This is a genomic window from Simiaoa sp., from assembly GCF_051972595.1.
GTDB classification, from domain to species: domain Bacteria; phylum Bacillota; class Clostridia; order Lachnospirales; family Lachnospiraceae; genus Acetatifactor; species Acetatifactor hominis.
In genome coordinates, this window is the sequence record NZ_JBOKRY010000009.1 from 23,047 (window position 1) to 42,396 (window position 19,350).

The 19,350-nt window shown below is 47.0% G+C and carries 20 protein-coding genes; 12 read left to right on the forward strand and 8 right to left on the reverse strand.

All coding sequences use genetic code 11. The features are described from left to right. Positions 1-83: 83 nt before the first annotated feature. Genes ACTRDR_RS05215 through ACTRDR_RS05225 form a run of 3 tightly spaced genes read left to right on the forward strand, consistent with a single transcriptional unit; the run spans position 84 to position 2,336 of the window. Positions 84-383, forward strand: coding sequence for a DUF4366 domain-containing protein (locus ACTRDR_RS05215; RefSeq protein WP_440526402.1), 300 nt, complete (start codon positions 84-86; stop codon positions 381-383). 3 nt (positions 384-386) lie between these two features. After that, complete coding sequence (gene rlmD, locus ACTRDR_RS05220; protein WP_440526403.1) at positions 387-2,099, forward strand: 23S rRNA (uracil(1939)-C(5))-methyltransferase RlmD; 1,713 nt, start codon at positions 387-389, stop codon at positions 2,097-2,099. A 24-nt stretch (positions 2,100-2,123) separates the two neighbouring features. Further along, positions 2,124-2,336, forward strand: coding sequence for a DUF6061 family protein (locus ACTRDR_RS05225; RefSeq protein WP_330595997.1), 213 nt, complete (start codon positions 2,124-2,126; stop codon positions 2,334-2,336). Between the two features lie 83 nt (positions 2,337-2,419). Here the strand turns inward: ACTRDR_RS05225 and ACTRDR_RS05230 are convergent, their stop codons facing one another. From ACTRDR_RS05230 to ACTRDR_RS05260, 7 genes are all read right to left on the reverse strand, one after another. Beyond that, positions 2,420-5,062, reverse strand: coding sequence for an ABC transporter permease (locus tag ACTRDR_RS05230; RefSeq protein WP_440526404.1), 2,643 nt, complete (start codon positions 5,060-5,062; stop codon positions 2,420-2,422). A gap of 15 nt (positions 5,063-5,077) precedes the next feature. Then, the gene (locus tag ACTRDR_RS05235) at positions 5,078-5,749 is read right to left on the reverse strand and encodes an ABC transporter ATP-binding protein (protein WP_006858253.1); all 672 of its coding nucleotides are present in this window, start codon (positions 5,747-5,749) and stop codon (positions 5,078-5,080) included. 135 nt (positions 5,750-5,884) lie between these two features. Next, positions 5,885-6,784, reverse strand: a complete 900-nt coding sequence (locus ACTRDR_RS05240; RefSeq protein WP_440526405.1) for a sensor histidine kinase — start codon at positions 6,782-6,784, stop codon at positions 5,885-5,887. Beyond that, positions 6,777-7,454 carry a response regulator transcription factor gene (locus ACTRDR_RS05245; protein WP_440525958.1) on the reverse strand — a complete coding sequence of 226 codons (678 nt, stop codon included), beginning with the start codon at positions 7,452-7,454 and terminating at the stop codon, positions 6,777-6,779. The genes ACTRDR_RS05240 and ACTRDR_RS05245 overlap by 8 nt, the downstream gene beginning before the upstream one ends. 16 nt (positions 7,455-7,470) lie before the next feature. Next, a complete protein-coding gene (locus ACTRDR_RS05250; protein ID WP_440526406.1) occupies positions 7,471-8,643 on the reverse strand; it encodes a hypothetical protein in 1,173 nt (390 codons plus the stop codon). 34 nt (positions 8,644-8,677) lie between these two features. Further along, positions 8,678-9,304 carry an alpha/beta fold hydrolase gene (locus tag ACTRDR_RS05255; RefSeq protein WP_055058962.1) on the reverse strand — a complete coding sequence of 209 codons (627 nt, stop codon included), beginning with the start codon at positions 9,302-9,304 and terminating at the stop codon, positions 8,678-8,680. A 12-nt stretch (positions 9,305-9,316) separates the two neighbouring features. Next, on the reverse strand, positions 9,317-10,420 hold the full coding sequence (locus tag ACTRDR_RS05260) for a DUF6076 domain-containing protein (RefSeq protein ID WP_440526407.1): 1,104 nt from the start codon (positions 10,418-10,420) through the stop codon (positions 9,317-9,319). A gap of 221 nt (positions 10,421-10,641) precedes the next feature. Here ACTRDR_RS05260 and ACTRDR_RS05265 point away from each other — a divergent pair, with 221 nt between their 5' ends. The 9 genes from ACTRDR_RS05265 (at position 10,642) to ACTRDR_RS05305 (ending at position 18,942) form a co-directional block, all read left to right on the forward strand. Beyond that, positions 10,642-11,262 carry a CHC2 zinc finger domain-containing protein gene (locus ACTRDR_RS05265; protein WP_440526408.1) on the forward strand — a complete coding sequence of 207 codons (621 nt, stop codon included), beginning with the start codon at positions 10,642-10,644 and terminating at the stop codon, positions 11,260-11,262. Further along, complete coding sequence (locus tag ACTRDR_RS05270) at positions 11,237-12,628, forward strand: phage/plasmid primase, P4 family (protein WP_158439176.1); 1,392 nt, start codon at positions 11,237-11,239, stop codon at positions 12,626-12,628. The genes ACTRDR_RS05265 and ACTRDR_RS05270 overlap by 26 nt, the downstream gene beginning before the upstream one ends. Before the next feature lie 378 nt (positions 12,629-13,006). Then, positions 13,007-14,296, forward strand: a complete 1,290-nt coding sequence (locus tag ACTRDR_RS05275) for a plasmid recombination protein (protein WP_440526409.1) — start codon at positions 13,007-13,009, stop codon at positions 14,294-14,296. Between the two features lie 15 nt (positions 14,297-14,311). After that, positions 14,312-14,497 carry a hypothetical protein gene (locus tag ACTRDR_RS05280; protein ID WP_021683581.1) on the forward strand — a complete coding sequence of 62 codons (186 nt, stop codon included), beginning with the start codon at positions 14,312-14,314 and terminating at the stop codon, positions 14,495-14,497. Positions 14,498-14,586: 89 nt separating this feature from the next. Continuing rightward, a complete protein-coding gene (locus tag ACTRDR_RS05285) occupies positions 14,587-14,817 on the forward strand; it encodes a helix-turn-helix domain-containing protein (RefSeq protein ID WP_015540908.1) in 231 nt (76 codons plus the stop codon). Further along, on the forward strand, positions 14,798-16,471 hold the full coding sequence (locus ACTRDR_RS05290; RefSeq protein ID WP_440526453.1) for a recombinase family protein: 1,674 nt from the start codon (positions 14,798-14,800) through the stop codon (positions 16,469-16,471). The genes ACTRDR_RS05285 and ACTRDR_RS05290 overlap by 20 nt, the downstream gene beginning before the upstream one ends. A 148-nt stretch (positions 16,472-16,619) precedes the next feature. Beyond that, entirely contained in the window at positions 16,620-16,898 is a 279-nt protein-coding gene (locus ACTRDR_RS05295; RefSeq protein ID WP_412432467.1) for a helix-turn-helix domain-containing protein, read from the forward strand. Between the two features lie 122 nt (positions 16,899-17,020). After that, the gene (locus ACTRDR_RS05300) at positions 17,021-17,971 is read left to right on the forward strand and encodes an ORF6N domain-containing protein (RefSeq protein ID WP_440526410.1); all 951 of its coding nucleotides are present in this window, start codon (positions 17,021-17,023) and stop codon (positions 17,969-17,971) included. 131 nt (positions 17,972-18,102) lie between these two features. Then, the gene (locus ACTRDR_RS05305; protein ID WP_440526411.1) at positions 18,103-18,942 is read left to right on the forward strand and encodes a PepSY domain-containing protein; all 840 of its coding nucleotides are present in this window, start codon (positions 18,103-18,105) and stop codon (positions 18,940-18,942) included. 125 nt (positions 18,943-19,067) lie between these two features. Here ACTRDR_RS05305 and ACTRDR_RS05310 read toward each other — a convergent pair whose 3' ends face one another. Further along, positions 19,068-19,274, reverse strand: a complete 207-nt coding sequence (locus tag ACTRDR_RS05310; RefSeq protein WP_022154930.1) for a hypothetical protein — start codon at positions 19,272-19,274, stop codon at positions 19,068-19,070. Between the last annotated feature and the right edge of the window lie 76 nt (positions 19,275-19,350).

Genomic DNA, 19,350 nt, shown 5'->3' on the forward strand with positions numbered 1-19,350 from the left:
AAATATGGTATCATATAAATGAATGAAAACAATTGCTTTGCATCCGAAGAAAAGCCCGGATGCCGGAAAGGCAGGTAAATAATATGAACAGAATCGAGAATCTGGTAGATCTTGACAAATTAAACGAACTGAAAGTCAGCGAACTGAAGAAGCTTAATAAGCTCCTGGGTAAAGAAGTGGAAGAGAAGAAGGAGCGCAATGTCCTGTTATGGGTACTGGCGATCATCGGTGCCGTAGCAGCTGTTGCAGCCGTAGCTTATGCCGTATATCGTTTCTTCTTTGCACAGGATTATCTGGAAGACTTCGAGGATGATTTCGAAGACGAAGCAGATGACGTGGAAGAGGATGACGACGACTTCTTCGAGGATGAAGGAGAGAACTAACCCATGAAAAAAGGACAGGTATATGAAGGAACTGTTGTAAGGGTCGATTTTCCCAACAAAGGGATCGTCTGTGTGGGAGAAGAGACTGCAGTAGTCAAGAACAGCCTGCCCGGACAGAAAGTCAAGTTCTCAGTGAATAAAGTACGCAAAGGGAAGGCGGAAGGAAGGCTTTTAGAGGTGACGGAGAAGTCACCTTTAGAAACCGGTCGGACGTGTTCCCTTTTTGGGTTGTGCGGTGGATGCACCTATCTGTCGCTTCCCTATGAGGAACAGCTGAAGGTCAAAGAAGAACAGGTAAAACGCCTGCTGGACAGCGTGTTAAACAAACAGGAAGAACCCTGGACATTTGAAGGCATCAAGGGCAGCCCGAAGGCTTATGAATACCGCAATAAGATGGAATTTTCCTTCGGAGACGAGTACAAGGACGGACCGCTGGCACTGGGCATGCATAAGAGAGGCAGCTTCTATGACATTGTGACCGTAGCGGATTGTGAGATCGTGGATGCGGATTACCGCCTGATCTTACAGACAGTGAGAGATTATTTTGCCCGGGCGAAGGTAAGCTTTTTCCACAGAATGAGCCATGAGGGTTACTTACGCCACCTGCTGGTACGTAAGGCGTCCCGCACCGGAGAGATTCTGGTGGCGCTGGTGACGACATCCCAGGATCCCTGGCGGGGAGAGACGACGGTGGAAGGCAACTTGAATGCTTTGGATGTGGATGGACTGATCGCTGGATTTAAGGATCTGTTGCTTTCTCTGGAACAGGATGGGAAGCTTTCCGGCAAATTTGCCGGAATCCTACATATCACCAATGATTCCATCGCAGATGTAGTGCAGAGTGACCACACGGAGCTGTTATACGGTCAGGAGTATTTTTATGAGGAATTGCTGGGTTTGAAATTCAAGATCTCCACATTCTCCTTTTTCCAGACCAACTCTTACAGTGCGGAGGTACTGTACCAGACGGCGAGAGATTATGTGGGCGACCTGGGCGGCAGCGACAAGACCGTGTTCGACCTATACAGCGGCACCGGCACCATCGCACAGCTCATGGCACCGGCCGCCGGGAAAGTCATCGGTGTGGAGATCGTGGAGGAAGCCGTGGAGGCAGCAAAGAAAAACGCCGCAGCCAATGGCTTGGATAACTGCGAATTCATCGCCGGAGATGTGCTAAAGGTACTGGATGAAGTGGAAGAGAAGCCGGACATGATCATTTTAGATCCCCCCAGAGATGGCATTCACCCCAAAGCACTGCCGAAGATCATTGCCTATGGTGTGGAGCATATTGTTTATATCTCCTGCAAGCCCACCAGCCTCGTGAGAGATCTGGAAGTATTCTTAGAGAATGGCTACCGCGTGGACAAAGCTGTTGCCGTGGACCAGTTCCCATGGACCGCGAATGTGGAGACGGTTGTCTTGCTTTCCAAGGGCGAGGTCGACTCGAAAAAGATTCGGGTTGAGTTCTCTTTGGAAGATATGGATATGTCCGAATTTCAGGATGGGGCAACCTATCCGCAGATCAAGGAGTATGTGTTGGAGCATACCGGGTTAAAGGTGTCCAACCTCTATATCTCACAGATTAAACGAAAATGTGGGATTGGGGTTGGTAAGAACTATAATCTGCCGAAGTCCGAGGATTCCAGACAGCCCCAGTGTCCACCGGAAAAAGAGAAAGCAATCCGAGAAGCATTCAAATATTTTGGGATGATCTAACATCCCATAGAATGGAGGTTTCTAATGGATAGATTGATTTCTTGTGAGTTCAACATGGATAATGCCTGTGTGGAACTGAAATTCTTAGATGGCAGCATGATTGTCATTGATACCATCGCCGTGGAGAATGGGGTCGCCGACAATATGTATCAGCGGTCAGAATTGGACTATCTGATCTACAATGATCCGATTGGATATGCAGACTTGATATTGAACGGTGATCCCGAAATTATCTAAAAACTGTAACTGAATGTAAACCCTTAGATTAAAACTCAGCCCTCTGCCTTTTCATTGGCAGAGGGCCGTTTTTTGCTTAACAGTTATTGAGCATCCCTTAATTGCTCTACAACGCTGCATTTCGCTGCGTTGTCATACATCATGCAAGGAATCAGCCAACCCAGCAGAAGAAATACCGGAATTGTCAGCAGGACAGGCAGAATGGTGAATCGATACTCAAAGAACCAGAACATACTGCCCAGCATTTTTCCCGCAAGAGGTCCCACCGCCAGCGACAGAATAAAGGCCGCCGCTACGGAAGACATTGCGTAAAACAACCCCTCGTAGATCAGCATGGTTTTGAGCTGCCGGTTCGTCATTCCTACAGCCTGAAGCACAGCAAATTCACGGCGGCGGGAAAGAATACCGGTCATCATGGCGTTGAAGAAATTTAAGAGTCCCACCAGCCCAATGATAGCACAGAGGATACCACCTATCAGAAGGAACATCTGCCGGAACTGAGCAAATTCAGAGCGAGCCGTGGCCTTGCTTTCATACATCAAGGGCGAAAACTCACCGGCAGTGAGCTTCGATAGATATTGCTCTGCTTCGGCCTCGTCAACTTCGTCCGCTGTGTCGAACAGGTAGAGCATCGGAATGGCTGCACCACCGCTGTCCCTCTGTGCGGTGTCCACAGACAAAACTACGTCATATCCAATACCACCATAACGATAACTCATGGAATTCGGAAGTTCTACCAAGGCGCAGACCGTGTACTCTACATCTCTGGCTCCATACAATTTTGCCTGAAAGTACTCCTCCGGTGTATCTTCGGTGAGTTCCCCGGTGCGGCTGTCGATATATTTCACATCGTCCGCATAGGTAACGGTGATCGTGTCTCCCACCTTGGGGTAGTATTCAAGATTGGGCAGATTACCGTAGTCATCTAAGGAAACCGCAATGGCAATGGCGTTATTGTCCGGCTCCAACATGGGAGAAATATCTCCGTCGAATACTTGCAGCTTGTCAAACAGACTGTTATCCAGAGCCTCGATCCTGGTATCTCCCATCACCATATTGCCCCGGTGCTCCAGACGGCTCATATGGCTGTCCAACTGCTCGGCGCTTTCGTACCTTGCATAGTCCTGCCGCAGAGCATCCTCCGTCATCCACAGGTAGGCGGGTTTTCGCACAGCATATCCCATGCCGGAAAGACTGGCCTTTGTGTTTGCTGCGATCTCCTCGATCTGTTCTGGCGTGATGAATTCATCTGCCGGGTTGTAACGGAAATAATCGGGCGTGCTGACGATAAAATCGGCGCAGGTCATGGCGGATACATACTTCTCCATGCTGAAGCCGCCCACAAAGGCACACAGCGCATTGAACAGTGTCACCGACAGTGCCAGAGACACCACCACCAGCACCGTCTTTTTCTTGTTTCGTCCCAGATTGGCAAAGGCCATCTGATGGAGCTTTGCTCCCCGGATGCTGCGCCGTTTTTTCTTGGTCTGCATCACATCCGTATATTTGGTAGCCTCCACCGGAGAGACCTTAGCTGCCATTTTTCCGGGCTTGGAACAGGACAAGAGCACCGTCAACAAGGCGAACAGCATAGAACCAAGGAAGATCACAGGCGATGTGCTGATGGTGGTGATGCCTGCATCCAACCGGGTGGAGCGCAAGACAACAGGAACCAAAACAGCGCCAATGCCGTAGCCCAGCAGCAGCCCCGCCGGAATACCGATCAGACAAAGCAGAAGTGCCTGCTGGCGAATGATGCGTTTGAGCTGCCGGGGCGTTGTGCCAATGGTTTTCAGAAGTCCGTAAAACCGGATATCCCCCGCAACAGAGATCTGGAAAATGTTATAGATGATAAGATACCCGGTAAAAATCACCAGCAGCAAAAAAACTGCTATGGCAATCACAAGTTCCGGGTCGAGCTGCGACTCCAGCTGGGATGAGGTATATCCCCAGTTGACGCCGATCCGGACGCTGCTGGGATCGGTATAGCTGTCCCATGTGTAACCAAGATCGGTATCCACCTGCTCCATCTGCCCTTGAATGTTTGTGCCGGAGGCCAGCATGACATTCAAATCGGTGCGGAAAGGCTGTAAACCTGTTTTCACTGCCTGCGCTTCGATGTCATCTGCGTAATCACGGCTGATGTTGATGTAATGAACAGGCATTAGTTCATCATAGTCCCAATAGCCCACCAGCGTAAAGGTATCTGTTACAGTAAAGGCGGTTTGATCCTTGTCCGTAATGGAATAGGAAACCGTGACCTCGGCGCCCAGCTCCGGCGTTACGCCAAGCAGCTGCAACGCTGCCGTATCCATGGCTACCTCTTTGCCGCTTTCGGGCATCCGTCCGGTAGTAGGGGTGGCATAGCTCCATTTGGTGCAGTTGGCATCCATGTAGCTGATCTCTGCCGGTATTTTGGCAAAGACCCCCTCCGCAGTGATACCGATTACCTTCCGTGCCCCCGTAGCCTTCACCTTTGGGTGGGCAGCGATGCGTTCCGCCTGCTCGGGGGAAACATCCTTAAAGGTGCCATGCGCATAGCCGCCTACCTGCCGAAACTGGTAGGTTTCATAACTGGCGTTCAGCGACAAGACAATGGTGAACATGGAAGTAAATAGCAGCGTTGTCAGCGCAATGGCAAAAATAGCGATCAGATTGCGGCGACGGTTCGCATAAAGAGATTTTAAGCTGAGCTTTCGAATACATTTTCGATTTTTGACATTCATCGTAGCCACCTCCCGTTAGTTCTGGGAGACGATCCGACCATCTTCGATACGGATAATGCGGTCTGCCATCTGCGCAATTTCTTCGTTGTGAGTGATCATTACGATTGTCTGGGCGAACTTTTGACTGGTGACTTTCAAAAGGCTCAATACATCCTGGCTGGTTTTGGAATCCAGATTGCCGGTGGGTTCATCTGCCAGAATGATAGCGGGTGCTGCCGCCAGCGCACGGGCAATGGCTACCCGCTGCTGTTGACCGCCTGAGAGCTGATTGGGCAGGGCATCCAGACGATCATCCAGCCCAAGTGTCTGTACAATCTGCTGTACGAAATCCTTATTGACCTTGCCACCGTCCAGCTCAATGGGTAGAACGATATTTTCATACACATTCAGCACCGGAACAAGATTATATGCTTGGAACACAAAGCCGATTTTCCTGCGGCGGAAGATGGTCAGCGCTTCCTCCTTCAGGGAGAAAATATCCTGTCCGTCCACCATGACCGTGCCACTTGTAGGGCGATCCAGCCCGCCCAGCATGTGCAGCAGCGTGGATTTGCCGGAGCCGGATGTGCCGACAATTGCAACAAATTCGCCCTTCTTTACACTTAAATCAACTCCATCCAACGCATGAACTGCGTTATTGCCGGAGCCATAAATCTTTTTCAGGTTTTTTGCCTGTAAAACTTCCATAAATGAGTACCTCCATGAAAAAATCTGTATGTATGAAAGGAAATGATCCTTTGATACATACAGATTATCGCATAGGAATCTTTCCACATTCTTTCCGGCGGAAAATGAAATCTAACAGTTTTGATAGAATTGTTGTTATTTCGGCAGAAATATGGAAAACGTACTTCCTTTTCCCAGAACGGAAGCAACCTTGATATAACCGCCCTCGCCGGATATGATCTGTCGGGCAAGGTATAAGCCGATGCCGACCCCTTCTTGTTTCTGCACACTATTTGAGCGGTAAAAGCGAGCAAATATCTTCGCTTGCTCATTTTCCGGGATGCCTGAACCGGTATCCGATATATCGATCCTTGCAAACATTTCATAGCTTACGGCAGAAATAGTAATGGTGCCATGCTCTGTATATTTGATGGCGTTGTCTACGATATTAGCCAGCGCTTCCGCTGTCCATTTGAAGTCGAATACAGCAAAAGCATCAGTATCTTGCAGTTGCAAAGACAATCCTTTTTCAGAAGCCTTGGCAGTATATTGTTCTACCACACTTTCAAGCAGCGGCTGCAGCGCTGCCGGCTTGGGGGAGAGTGAAATGATCCCGTTTTCCAGTCTGGAAAGCTTTACGAGAGAATCGATCAGAAATCGCAGCTTTTCCGATTGTTTGTACAGCGCCTCCACATTTGCCTTCGCCGATGCAGGCAGAGTTTCCTCCATCAAAAGCTCGCTGTATAACAGCAGGTTTGCAATCGGCGTTTTTGTCTGGTGGGAGATGTCCGCAATCAAGGACTTAATTCTGTCTTTCTCCTGTGCTACATTTCGAGAAGATGCTTCTGCTGCGGAAAGATAGTGTGCAAACTTTGTTTCCAAAGCAGACAGCCGGCTTTCATCAAAATTGGTTTCAGAAAAGGAGCCGGTCATGGCAGCGTCCAGCATCCTTTCGATTTCTTCCATCGTTTTTCTGGCCTTTCTCCGCTCCCATAATACAACAGCTATCGCCGCCAGAAAACATAGCAGTATGATCACAATACCGGTTTTATTCATCTTTGGTCACCCAGCTATAACCGATTCCATAGACGGTTTTAATGTATTTCTGTGCACCAAGCTTATCCCTCAGACGCTTGATCGTAACAGACAAAGCATTTTCATCCACATATTCTGCGCCATCTGTCCAGATCCGGTCGACAAGGTCTCCACGGGTCATGGTTCGACCACGGTTTTCAACAAGCAGACGCAGTAATTTTTGTTCTGTTTTACTCAATTCCACTTTTGAATCTCCCACATAAAAGGTCATAGCCTCAAAGTCAAAGTGAAATAGATCCATATGGAACGGCGCATTTTTATGGTTTGACGCTTGCTTTCGCAGTTGGGTATTCACCCTTGCCCGCAAAACCGAAAGAGAAAAGGGCTTGGTAATGTAATCATCAGCGCCCCTCTCCAGTCCGTCTACGATGTCCAGATCGGTGTCATTGGCAGTCAGCAGAATAACAGGAACCCCGGGCATGTTTTCCTTGACCTCCCGGAGCAGCTCAAGCCCACTGCCATCTGGCAGATTGATATCCAACAGGATCAGGGATACACCGCCGCAAAGCAATTGCTCTCTTGCCGCTTTTAGATCATGACAGGATATAATCTGACGGTCATCTGCTTTCAGTGCTTTGCAGAAGCCTTGATTCAAACCGATATCATCTTCAATAATCAATAATTGTTCCATGTATCTCACTCCCTCGTTATTCAAAGGCCACCATTATTTCCTTGGGTAATTTTTCGTTCTCACAGTTCAGAAGATAGGCGATTGCTCTGCTTGCAAATTTGTTTGTTTTCACTGTATCCCAATCGGCAAGCAAAATGACCTCTGCCTTGCCGTTCTCAAAATCTAATGATATTTCGCCCCATTCGCCGTCGCAGTCTGCCTGATATTCGTAGATTGCGGCGGCGATTTTCTTTTTTCGCTTGATCTTGGATTTCTGTTTTAGCCGGACTGCATGGATTGCGCCCTCGGCAACCAACAATCCCGTCAACTTGTCCACTGCTTTTCGGTAGGCTCGTTCTGCACCGCTGGCTGTACTGCCCTCAAACATAACCGCCAGTTCTTCAAAGGTGGGGCGGTCTTTCCATGAGCTGACACGCCCACAGGTCATGCAAATTGCTAACCGGTTTTCGAGCAAGGTCTGTTCCCGGTAATTCAGCTTCTCAAATGCCCGCTGCACCTTTTCTGCTTGTATGCCGTTCCAGAGGATATCGGTATAGTTCCAGCTATCGTCAAGGGCTACATCCTCGCCTGTTTCCTCGCCGTTCTCGTCTGTCACATAGAATGGCTGCTGATTGCGGATACCTCGCACAACTTTCAGATAGTCTTCGGCAAGAGCAAGATCACAGTTGTATTTCTTGGAAAACTCGTTGACCGCATCCTTGGTATTGTGGTACAGCCAAGCCATTGACCGCACCATTTTGTAATTAGTCAGAGAGGATACCGACCATTTTTCTTCGCCCATGCGAAAACGGAGCATAGCATCCCGGATGAACGGATAGATGTATGTAGCATACTCTGCGCCCTTGGTAAGGTCATAGTCCATCAGCTTTTGGAGCATTTGCTCCCGGCAGGAGAGCTTTATATCTATAAATCGGTCTGTGTCGTACAAATCGCCGCCATCCACACCGAGAAAGTCTTTGATGCGCTTGTTCAGCTGCGGCTCGTAGTGGTGTAGGAAGAATGAGAAATGTATCAAATTCTTTTCCTGCAAGGCAGACAGGATATATTCGTTCAGACTGCCCACCTTTGGCGGCTCAGGTTCCAGTTGGAAGATGCGCTCTGCCACATAGGGAATGATACCATCACCGTGCGGATTGACTTGGTGTTTCGGTATGTATCCGGTCATATTCCATGTAAAATCACTCAGCATAGCGCACCCCCCTTCTCATTTCTATAAGAATCCCTTAAGACATTCTTTCATAAAAAGCATGAAGTATTTCTGCCAATTCCTGCGGTGATTCAATATTAACTTCATGTCCGGCACCAATAATCGTTTTTAATTCCACGTTCTTAAGCAATTCTGCCAATTCAATAGAAGCATTTTTATTCGCAGTATCTTTCTCGCCATATAACAATAGTGTAGGGCATGATATTTTGTGCAGAGAGTTGTTAAAGTCCAACTCCATCATGGTTTCGCATAGAAGTAAGAAATCAGCTTTTCTAAATCCCATTTGTTGAAACATGGATTTAGGCATAAATCTAAAGAGAAGATTTTGAAATTTCAGAAGCTTCTTGGGCATTTTATATTGTGTGGCGATAAGCACCAAGGAGCGAACTTTTTTCGGATATTGTATAGCATAGTTCAGAGCTAATACGCCCCCAAGCGATAAACCGCACAAATCAATAGGCTCATCATATTGATTGCAGTAATCTGAAAATGCAGCATATAGATTATCATAGGTCACTTCTTTGCTATGAACTAAATCAGGAAGATTCGGACACAAGCTGTAATCAGTAGTTTGCAAAATATCTATTGTTTTTGTCCAACTGTCAGATGTTTGTCCTAATCCATGCACATATATTTGTTTCATATTGTTCCCCCACTAAATATGTATCTTAGCTTCTGCAAGCAAAGCAGCCTGTTCCATTTCTTTTTCATAAGCTCCTTTGGCATAAGCAACATCACTTTTTGCCCGGAGTTCTTTATCTTTTGCCAGTTTCTTCATGACCTCCGCAAGGTCAGCGTCCAGAGTACCACGCTTTACATAGCGATTTATGGTGTTCAGCCTCTTTTCATATATCTGGATAATCGGATGATCGTCTGCAAGCTCTCGCTGTTCTCTGCCTTTTAGATTGCCGATCTGCCGGCAAGTGCGGTGCAGCTTGTCCCCCGGTGCATAGCCGCCGCAGTATTTGGTGTGCCTTGCGTTGGTGGTCAGAAACCACTTTTCGCAGATTTTGCATTTCTTCGGTGCATGACCAACACACAGGCCCTCAAAGAGATCAGACCGGAACATCCCCACAAAGGATACATAGTGCATCCGCTTGACCAGCTTCGCAACTTTTTCGCCGGGACGGATGACCGATATATACTGAACGGAATTGTTCAGGGTAGACATCCAGGCATTGCCCTCTGTGATAGAAAACTCCGGTGGGAAATAGGTGCCGAACATTTTCGCAAAGCCCTCTGCGGTGCGGTCTGCTTCGTTTCCGTCCGATTGTTCTGCAAAATCAAGCATCGCCTTTTGGTATTCCTCAAGGGAGTAAGCCAGATGCCCGCATACAGCGGTATAGCGCTGGAGCATCACCGCATCAGCATATTTCGGAACTTCTTCGAACGGTAAAGAATTGGTTACGGCTTTTATGGCGAACTCCACATATTTCAGAGCATTGTCCGCAGTAAAGACCCTTTCTATTCGTTCCCGGTGCTTTGGTATATCCATATAGGAGAACGGCGGCGTTTTGCTGAGAATCTCTAACATTGTCAATGCAGCTTCCTTTGCCATTGGAAAGAGTGCAGAAGTATCCTGTCCGGCATTCAGCATCCCGAGCAGCAGATTGATTTTCTCGCATTGCTCGTTCATTTTTGTAATAGTATCCGCAGGAACATTCAGTGCATCACAGGCAAGCGTGCCGACAGGGAATGTTTTGCCCTCATATATGACCGTATCCTGCCAGAAGTCCAATGTCATCAATTCTTGGTTCATGCTTACCTCCTGTCCTGTTTTTTCACTTTCTTAATTGTATCATGCTAATGTAAAGAAATCTACATCTATCAATAAGTTGTCCTGTTTTTTGAAACGGAGTTGTCCTCCGATTAGCCTGTTTTTTGAGAAATCCGTCATAACCATAATAGAAGGAGCAAAGCACCTGCCAATCACTGCGGGTGCTTCGTGCTTTCCAGAATATTATGAACGGAGGTTTTTTTATGACAATCTATGGAACCATCAAAGCGGCAATCAGTGTCAAGCAAGCCGCCGAATACTATGGGCTGAAAGTCAACCGAAACGGTATGGCTTGCTGCCCGTTCCACAATGACAGGCATCCGAGCTTGAAGCTGAATGAGGACTATTTCTTCTGCTTCGGCTGTGGAGCAAAGGGAGATGTGATCGACCTTGTGGCAAGGCTGTTCAATATGAGCAGCTATGAAGCAGCGCAAAAGCTGGCTTCGGACTTCGGACTTGACCCGAAACCGCCCACTGCCGCAGCTATGGCCAAGCCAAAGCGTCCTTATATCCGTCAGTTCCGGGAGGATGAAATGCTGTGTTTCCGGGTGCTGACGGATTATCTGCATCTGCTGGAAGATTGGAAAGTGCGGTATGCACCCAAAACACCGGAGGAGGCTCTGGATGATCGTTTTGTGGAAGCCTGCCAGATGCACTGTCCTATCGAATATATGGCAAATGTGCTGACCGTGGGTGATCTGGAAGAGCGGGTGGCATTGGTGGACGAGCTGATGAAGGAGGGAAAAATTACTTTTCTGCAAGAGTACATCACACGAAAGAAAAAGGAGGTGGCGCACCATGGCGAAGAACCGGAAAACGCCTGATATGAATTTGCCTGTCTGGTTTGATGGGCAGAACATCAACGAAGCTCTGTTTTGTGAAGAATTTCTGCATGAGCGCAGAATCATCTTCGCAAACGGAGCTTTTTTTACGCCCGATGGTCGAGTGACGGACGATCTCCCACTGCGTGGGGAGATTTACGACAAGCTGAAATTCTGTGCCGTGAACAACATCCCCCGGAAGATCACCAACATTCTGGAAGTGCTGAAACTGGAAGCGCAAGTGCCTGACTTCCCACCGGAGCAGGATCGCATCCATGTGTTCAACGGTACGCTGCTATTGAACGGCACATTTACCGAGGGCAGACCGGCTATCGTGCGAAGCCGTCTGCCTGTTGTCTACAATCCCGATGCTCCTGCGCCCGTGATCTGGCTGAACTTTTTGAATGGACTGCTCCATGCGGAAGACATTCCCACCTTGCAGGAGTTTATCGGTTATTGCCTGATCCCCTCCAACAAAGGACAGCGCATGATGGTGATTAAGGGCAACGGTGGCGAGGGTAAATCCCAAATCGGTGCGGTGCTTTCGGCTATCTTTGGCACAAACATGAAGGACGGCAGCATCGGCAAGATTTCTGAAAACCGCTTTGCCCGTGCCGATCTGGAGCACATCCTGCTGTGCGTAGATGATGATATGCGGATGGAAGCTCTGCGCCAGACCAACTATGTAAAATCCATCGTGACAGCACAGGGCAAGATGGATTTGGAACGTAAAGGCAAGCAGAGTTATCAGGGCTGGATGTTCGCCCGGCTGCTGGCATTCAGTAACGGTGATCTGCAAGCCCTGTATGACCGCAGTGACGGATTTTATCGCAGACAGCTTGTGCTGACCACCAAGGAAAAGCCGGTGGACAGAGCTGACGATCCTGATCTTGCAGAGAAGATGAAAGCTGAAGCCGAGGGTATCTTCCTGTGGGCATTTGAAGGCTTGCAGCGGCTTGTTGCCAACAACTTTAAGTTTACGGAGAGTGACCGTATCCGGGAAAACCGGGAAGCGGTCAAGCGTGACAACAACAATATCTTTGATTTCATGGATTCCGAGGGATACATCCAGCGTAAAGCGGATGCGTCCATCAGTTCCAAGGATTTCTATGAAATCTACCGGATGTGGTGCGAAGAAAATTCCCTTGCACCGCTGAAAGCCCGCAGCTTCAGCGACGCCATGATTGTCAATGCTGGGAGATTCAATCTGGAGCATTGCAACAATATCACCAACTCTGCCGGACGGCGGGTTTGGGGATTCATGGGAGTGGAAGCTATTGCACGACCTCATATAAATGGGTTTTACGGAGATTCGCCGTGTACGTACGTACCGGAGGACATTCCGGAGGAATGGCGGCAGGTCGAATAAATCCCATTGCTGGTACGTATGTACGCAGCAAAAGAGCGTGAAACGCTTGTTATAGAAACAGCACACATCCTCTCGCTCGGGCTGTTTCTATGTCCACAGGCTTTTGAAAAAGTGTCTGTGGACATCGGCTGCAAGAGGAAGTTGACACAGAACAGCTTCATGCAGACGGGGCTGACCATGTGAAAAGGCGCAGACATTTTCGCCTTGGTCAGCAGAGGTCACCGCAGTGACCGCATTCCCCCTCGGGAGAGCCCTCGGAGAGCCCACGGCACTTTGCAGCCAGTATGGATGAAAGTGTCATAGTGGGTTATTACACTTTGAAAAAGTGCCTCTCCGTAGTTCTCCGCTGTCTGCAAATCTCAAAGAAAGGAAACGCCAATGGCAAGAAACGATGGAATAGACCGTACCGTAGCCAGAAATCAGGACTTGGGAAACCCGGCAGATGTGGCAAAGGTACAGGAACACAATGAGCGTGAAAAGGACAGCTACAGCAATCAGGACATCGTGCCGGAACGCACTTCTCTGAACGTCCATTTCAAAGCACCCACGGACGATTATGTAAAAATGTTTGAGCAGATGGAACAAGACGGCGTGATCTCCACCAGAGGTCTGAAACCGGATGCCGTCAAATACGGTGAGTTGGTATTTGATGTGAATTCCGCTTATTTCTACAATCATGGCGGCTATGAATTTGCGAAACAGTTTTATGCCGATGCCTACAAAGCTGCTGCGGAGATCGTAGGTGGTGAGCAGTATATCCTCTCCGCTGTGATGCACGCCGATGAGCGCAACCGAGCAATGTCCGAAGCTTTGGGCGAAGATGTGTACCACTACCACCTTCATGTGGTTTATATCCCGGTGGTGGAAAAGCAGATACTTTGGTCGAAGCGATGCAAGGATGAAGCCCTCCGGGGAACCGTTAAGGAGGTCATCACACAGGTCAGCCGCAGTAAGAAATGGGAGTCCAAGCCGGTGCTTGACGAGGACGGTAATCCAATGTTGAACGCAAGAGGAAAAAAGATTTTGAGGTCATCCTACAGTGTGTTGCAGGATGACTTTTTTCATTTCATGCGAGTTGCCGGATATACCGATCTGGAGCGTGGAGAACGTGGAAGCACCGAGGAACATCTGACGGTAACGCAGTTCAAGGTACAGGCTGAACAGCAGCGTTTAGATGCCGTGACCGGACAGGTGGCACAAGCCGAGCAGAGTTTGGAGAATGCCAAAGCTGCCACGGAGAAACAGAAAAAGAGACTGGAAGCTCTGCAAAGGGAAACCAAGACGGCAAAGACCATTGCGCTGACGGTGCAGGATATTGAAGCGATGGGCAAGAAAAATTCCATCACCGGAAATATTTCGCTCACACCAGATCAGTCCGATACGCTCAAACGCTATGCGGTCAACGGCATTATCGCCAACGCTGACAACAAGCGGCTGAAGGAGAAACTGGCTTCCGCAGAAAAGACGGTTTCCATCTGGAAGCAGCGGTATGAAGCGGTAAACGAAAAATATATGGAACTCAAACAGAAAGCCCAACCCTTTCTGGATGCACTGGAAATCGCATCCGAAAAGGTTCGGGCTTTTATCAATTCTATCCTCATCAGAGGAAAGGAAACACAGGAACACGAACACCCTGCCCGGAAGCGTGGACAGGATATGGAACTTTGATGGAGGAATCGCCTATTGAAGAAATATTATGAGGAAGCGAAATATAATGCGGCATTTGACCGCTGTGTGGATGTTATGAGCCAGATGCTCCAGAAATATGGACATCAGGTTTTGGATAAATTGGAACAGGACGCACCGCAGGGAGTGGAGCATTCCGAGGAAAGTAATCAAGCGCAGCTTTTGACGGATAAGGCTGCGTAAAATTTGCAATTTACACGTTGCGTATTCACTATGGCTATGCTATAATGATTACGCAACGTGTATTTTTTGCTTTTGTGGAGAAAAGACGGATGGATTGTAAAAACAGAATTATAAAGTTGCGTGAAAGCACAGGACTGAATCGGAAAGATTTTTGCAAGCTCGTCCATATTCCTTACCGGACTATGACTGAATGGGAATTGGACAACCGCCATGCACCGGATTATGTGCTGTGGCTTTTGGAGTATTATATCCGCAACGAGGGACTTATGGTAAAAGGAAGGAATGAGGGAGGTGGAGATTCTGAAAAAGAAACAACTTAAATGCTATCTTTATACAAGAGTGTCCACCTCGATGCAGGTTGACGGATACAGTTTGGATGCCCAACGTGACAAGCTACGGAAGTATGCGGCATACGAGGATATGATCGTTGCTGGGGAGTATTCTGACGAGGGATTTTCCGGCAAGAACATTCAAGGGCGTCAGGAGTTTCAACGAATGCTGAATGACATCCAGGACGGCAAAGATGATGTTTCTTATGTGTTGGTCTTTAAGCTGTCCCGATTTGGCAGAAATGCAGCGGACGTTCTGAACTCTTTGCAACTCATGCAGGATTTCGGTGTCAATCTGATCTGCGTGGAGGATGGCATTGACAGCTCCAAGGATGCAGGAAAGCTGATGATCTCTGTGCTGTCTGCGGTGGCAGAGATTGAGCGAGAAAATATCCGCACACAGACAATGGCAGGACGTGAGCAAAAGGCTCGTGAGGGCAAATGGAACGGCGGTTTCGCTCCATATGGATACAAACTAGAAAATGGAAACCTTGTCATTGCAGAGGATGAAGTGGAAGTTATCCGAGTAATCTATGATCGATATATTCATACAAACGAGGGTGTTACAGGAGTTGCAAAATATCTGAACCGCAATGGTTATGTAAAGAAACTAAGACAGAATAATACCATTCCGGGATTTTCAAGAGATTTTGTGAAAAATGTATTGTACAATCCTGTTTATATGGGAAAGATTGCTTACGGTAGACGAAGAACAGAAAAGAAACAGGGTACAAGAAACGAGATGCACGTGGTTGAACAGTCGGAGTTCCCGGTTTATGAAGGACAGCACGAAGCTATCATTTCCGAAGAAGATTGGTATCTGGCACAGGAAAAGCGCAAGATCAATTCTTTCAAGCGGGAAAAGGTCAACAATCCAGACCATGCACACATCCTGTCCGGTATCTTGAAATGCCCATGCTGCGGTAAGAGTATGTACGGCAATATCGCCAAGGCGCACAGCAAGGACAAAAAAACACGGTATTATTACTACTGCAAAAATACGGTTACACCTACCGGGCATGAGTGCAGCTTCCGTCTGAATATCGAGCAGAAGGAAATCAATAAATTTGTGGCGAAGATTATTTCTGCTATGGTCAACAATCCCCGGTTTGTGGAAGCGATTCAAGCGAAAATCGGAACGGCGGTTGATACAGAGGATATGGAAAAGCAGATCGCCGTTCTGCAAGGGCAGCTAAAGCAAGCCTTTGGAACGAAAAGTCGCTTGGAGCGTCAGATGGATACCTTGGACATCAACGATGTCCACTATGACAGAAAGATTTTAGACTTGCAGCGCCGCTATGATGAGCAGTATGATACCATAGAGGAAATCGAAGTTCAGATTGGCGAATTGCAAAGTCAGATCCGCAACATACAGCAGGAGAAGATTTCCGGTGACAATATCTATCGCTTGTTACTGGCATTTGATGAAGTCTACCATTCCGCAACGGAAGCGGAGCAGAAGGAGTTTATGAAGGCCTTTATCGAGCGAATTGAGATGTTCCCGGAAAAGAGAAAAGACGGTAGTTGGATAAAGAAGATCGTATTCAATTTTCCTGTGCCTGTTGATGGTGAGGAAGTGAAAGAACTTCCCTTGGAAACTGAAACAACTGTTGAAACGGTGTGCCTGTTGACGAGGAAAAAATAGTAAAGAGAATATAGGAATGAGAAGGAATCGAGAGATCGGTTCCTTTTTTATGCTTAGAATTAATTGATGACAAAATCAAATTGACATAGAGAGGCTTGATTGATATGATATAGACAAAATGAAAATGGCATATTGGAGGAACATTGAGATGGATAAAGTTATAAATATTGAAGAGGCATTAAAAAGAATTGAGGAGTTGGAAAAAGAGAATGCAGAACTTCGGGAGGAATTGGAGTATTACAGAAATCGTAAGTTAAGCGGTCGTCAGAAACATAACGCCAAGTGGATGGCAATTTATAATGATTTTGTTGTTGGGTATGAGAGCGGCATGACAATGGTAGAAATTGCGAAGCGGAACAATGTCAGTGAGAGGACGATTTATAGGTATAAAGCGTATTATGACAAACTGAGGGAAAAAGAGGAATAGACCATTTTGAGGCGTTATGAAAATGGTTGCATGAATTTTGCGGTGGATTTTTTGTACCGCAAACATGAAACAGAAAATATTTGTGGTCACAGATTGTGACCGCAAAATCAGGAAGGAAATTTATGACGGAAGAGAAGAAAGAAGAAATTGCAGTAATTGAAATTACAGAAGAATACATGAAGGATCGGCTTTATGAATTCAGAGGGAAAAAAGTTATGCTTGATTCAGACTTGGCAGAAATTTATGGGTATGAAACCAAAAATTTTAAAAGGCAGGTTAAGAATAACATTGCCAAATTTGTAGGCGATGATTTTATGTTTGAATTGAATGATGAAGAAGTGGAAAATCTTTCAAGGTGCAAAAATTTCACCTTGAATGTTGGAAGAGGGTCAAATATAAAATACAAACCTTATGTGTTTACAGAACAGGGAGTATATATGCTTATGACAGTTTTGCGCGGCGAGCTTGCAATTAAACAAAGCCGTGCACTTGTGAAGACTTTTAAGAAAATGAAAGATTACATTTTAGAAAATCGAGATCTTATAGGTCAGCGGGAAATACTTCAGTTAAGCATGGAAACTGCTAACAACAGAATAGAAATTAACAAAATCAACTCAGATATGATATCTCTTGAAAAGCAGATTTCAGATGTTGCAGAAGGCTTGAAGGATGTTGTGACAAAATCTGAGTTGGCTGATATGATGAACAGCTTTGTTTCAGATGATGATGACAAGTGGCTCATGTTTAATGCAAAATTCAGTAGTGCAGATGAGGTATATGAATCCATTTATAAGCAGGCAAAGTCGTCAATATATGTCGTTGACAATTATATTGGCTTAAGGACGCTGGTACACCTTAAGAATTCTCCGACCGGAGTAGCTATTATTTTATTCAGTGATAATGTTGGAAATAATAAACTTCACAACATAGAATTTACAGATTTCTGCAAGGAGTACCCAACAGTAATTCAGGTGGATGGTTACAGCTTGGATGCACAGAAGGACAAATTAAAAAAATATGCAGAATTTCAGGATATGATGCTTCAGAATCTGGAGAGTGAGCTGATCAACTGATAAACCGTAGCGCATGAAGTATAGATTACATGAAAATTTAATAGAAAAATTAAAAATCGTCTATTGACACAAAAAATGGCTGTCTGCTACAATCTACGCAATTCAATTTGAATTGAAGGAGGTAAAGATAGATGATGAAACGTAAGTTGATTTTAACCGGCGCAGCACTGTCCCTGGCGGTGGCTATGACCGGATGTGGCGGTAATGCAGTAACGAATCAGCAGGCAAGCAGCCAGGCACAGTTGATCAGCATGGAAGCGGCACAGGAGGTAGCGTTAAAGGCAGCCAATATTGCAGCGGAGAATGCAGCGATCTCAGCGACGACCCTGAATGAAGTAGCAGGGACGTCCTGTTATAAGGTTGAGTTTACTTCGGGCGATTATGCCTATGCCTACACGGTTAACGCAGAAACAGGTGCAGTCATGGAAATGAGCAGCAGGGATAAGAATGCCGTCGATACCCAGGCACAGACGGAGGCGACAGCCCCCGCTGCTGCTTCTGACACAACTCCGGCACAGACCGTAACCGGGACAGTGGACGAAGAAACAGCACAGAAGATAGCTCTTGAGCACGCAGGGGTGAAGGCAACGGATGCGACGATCACCAAGTCCAGGCTGGACTATGAAGGCAGACGCCAGGTGTATGAAATTGAATGGTACGCAGGCGGTAAGAAGTACGACTATGAAATAGCCGTGGATACCGGTGAGATTTTAAGTTCCGGATACGATGAAAAAACAGCGGGGTGGAGTGGCAGCAATAGCGTCACTGTCAGTGAGGCAGATGCGAAGCAGACAGCACTTGGCCGTGTCAGTGGTGCAACGGAGAAGGACATCTACGAATGGCAATTCGATTATGACGATGGACGTCCGGAATACGAAGGCAAGATCATCTATGGCGGAACGGAATATGACTTTACGATCGATGCATCCAGTGGAGCTGTAGTGGAGTGGGAGGCTGAGAGCGTCCGTTAGATCCGAGCATCAGAAGAAAGGGGTTGTATCCCCGGTAACAATCATGTATAAAAATGAGAAAAAGTCCGTCGGTGCATTAAGGCATCGACGGACTTTTGCAGCTCTGGGAAAATGAAAAAAGTAAATTACAGAGTCTGATGCACCTCGCGGATCACAGCATCAGCAAGCTCCGGAGCTTTAGCGGGATCAATGTCATCCGGGAATTCCGCATCAATGGTGGAAGCAGCCGGGCGATAGTTCAGGCGAAGGGCATTTGCCTGAATGTAATCCGTTGCCTTGTTGTAAGTATCCTCTGTAACACCGTTTAAAGTAATTGTATATAATTTTGCCATAATCTATCATCCTTTCTTTTACGTTGTGGTTAATGGAAACAGTTCCTTGTTTCTGTATATAGTATATCTCTTTTCC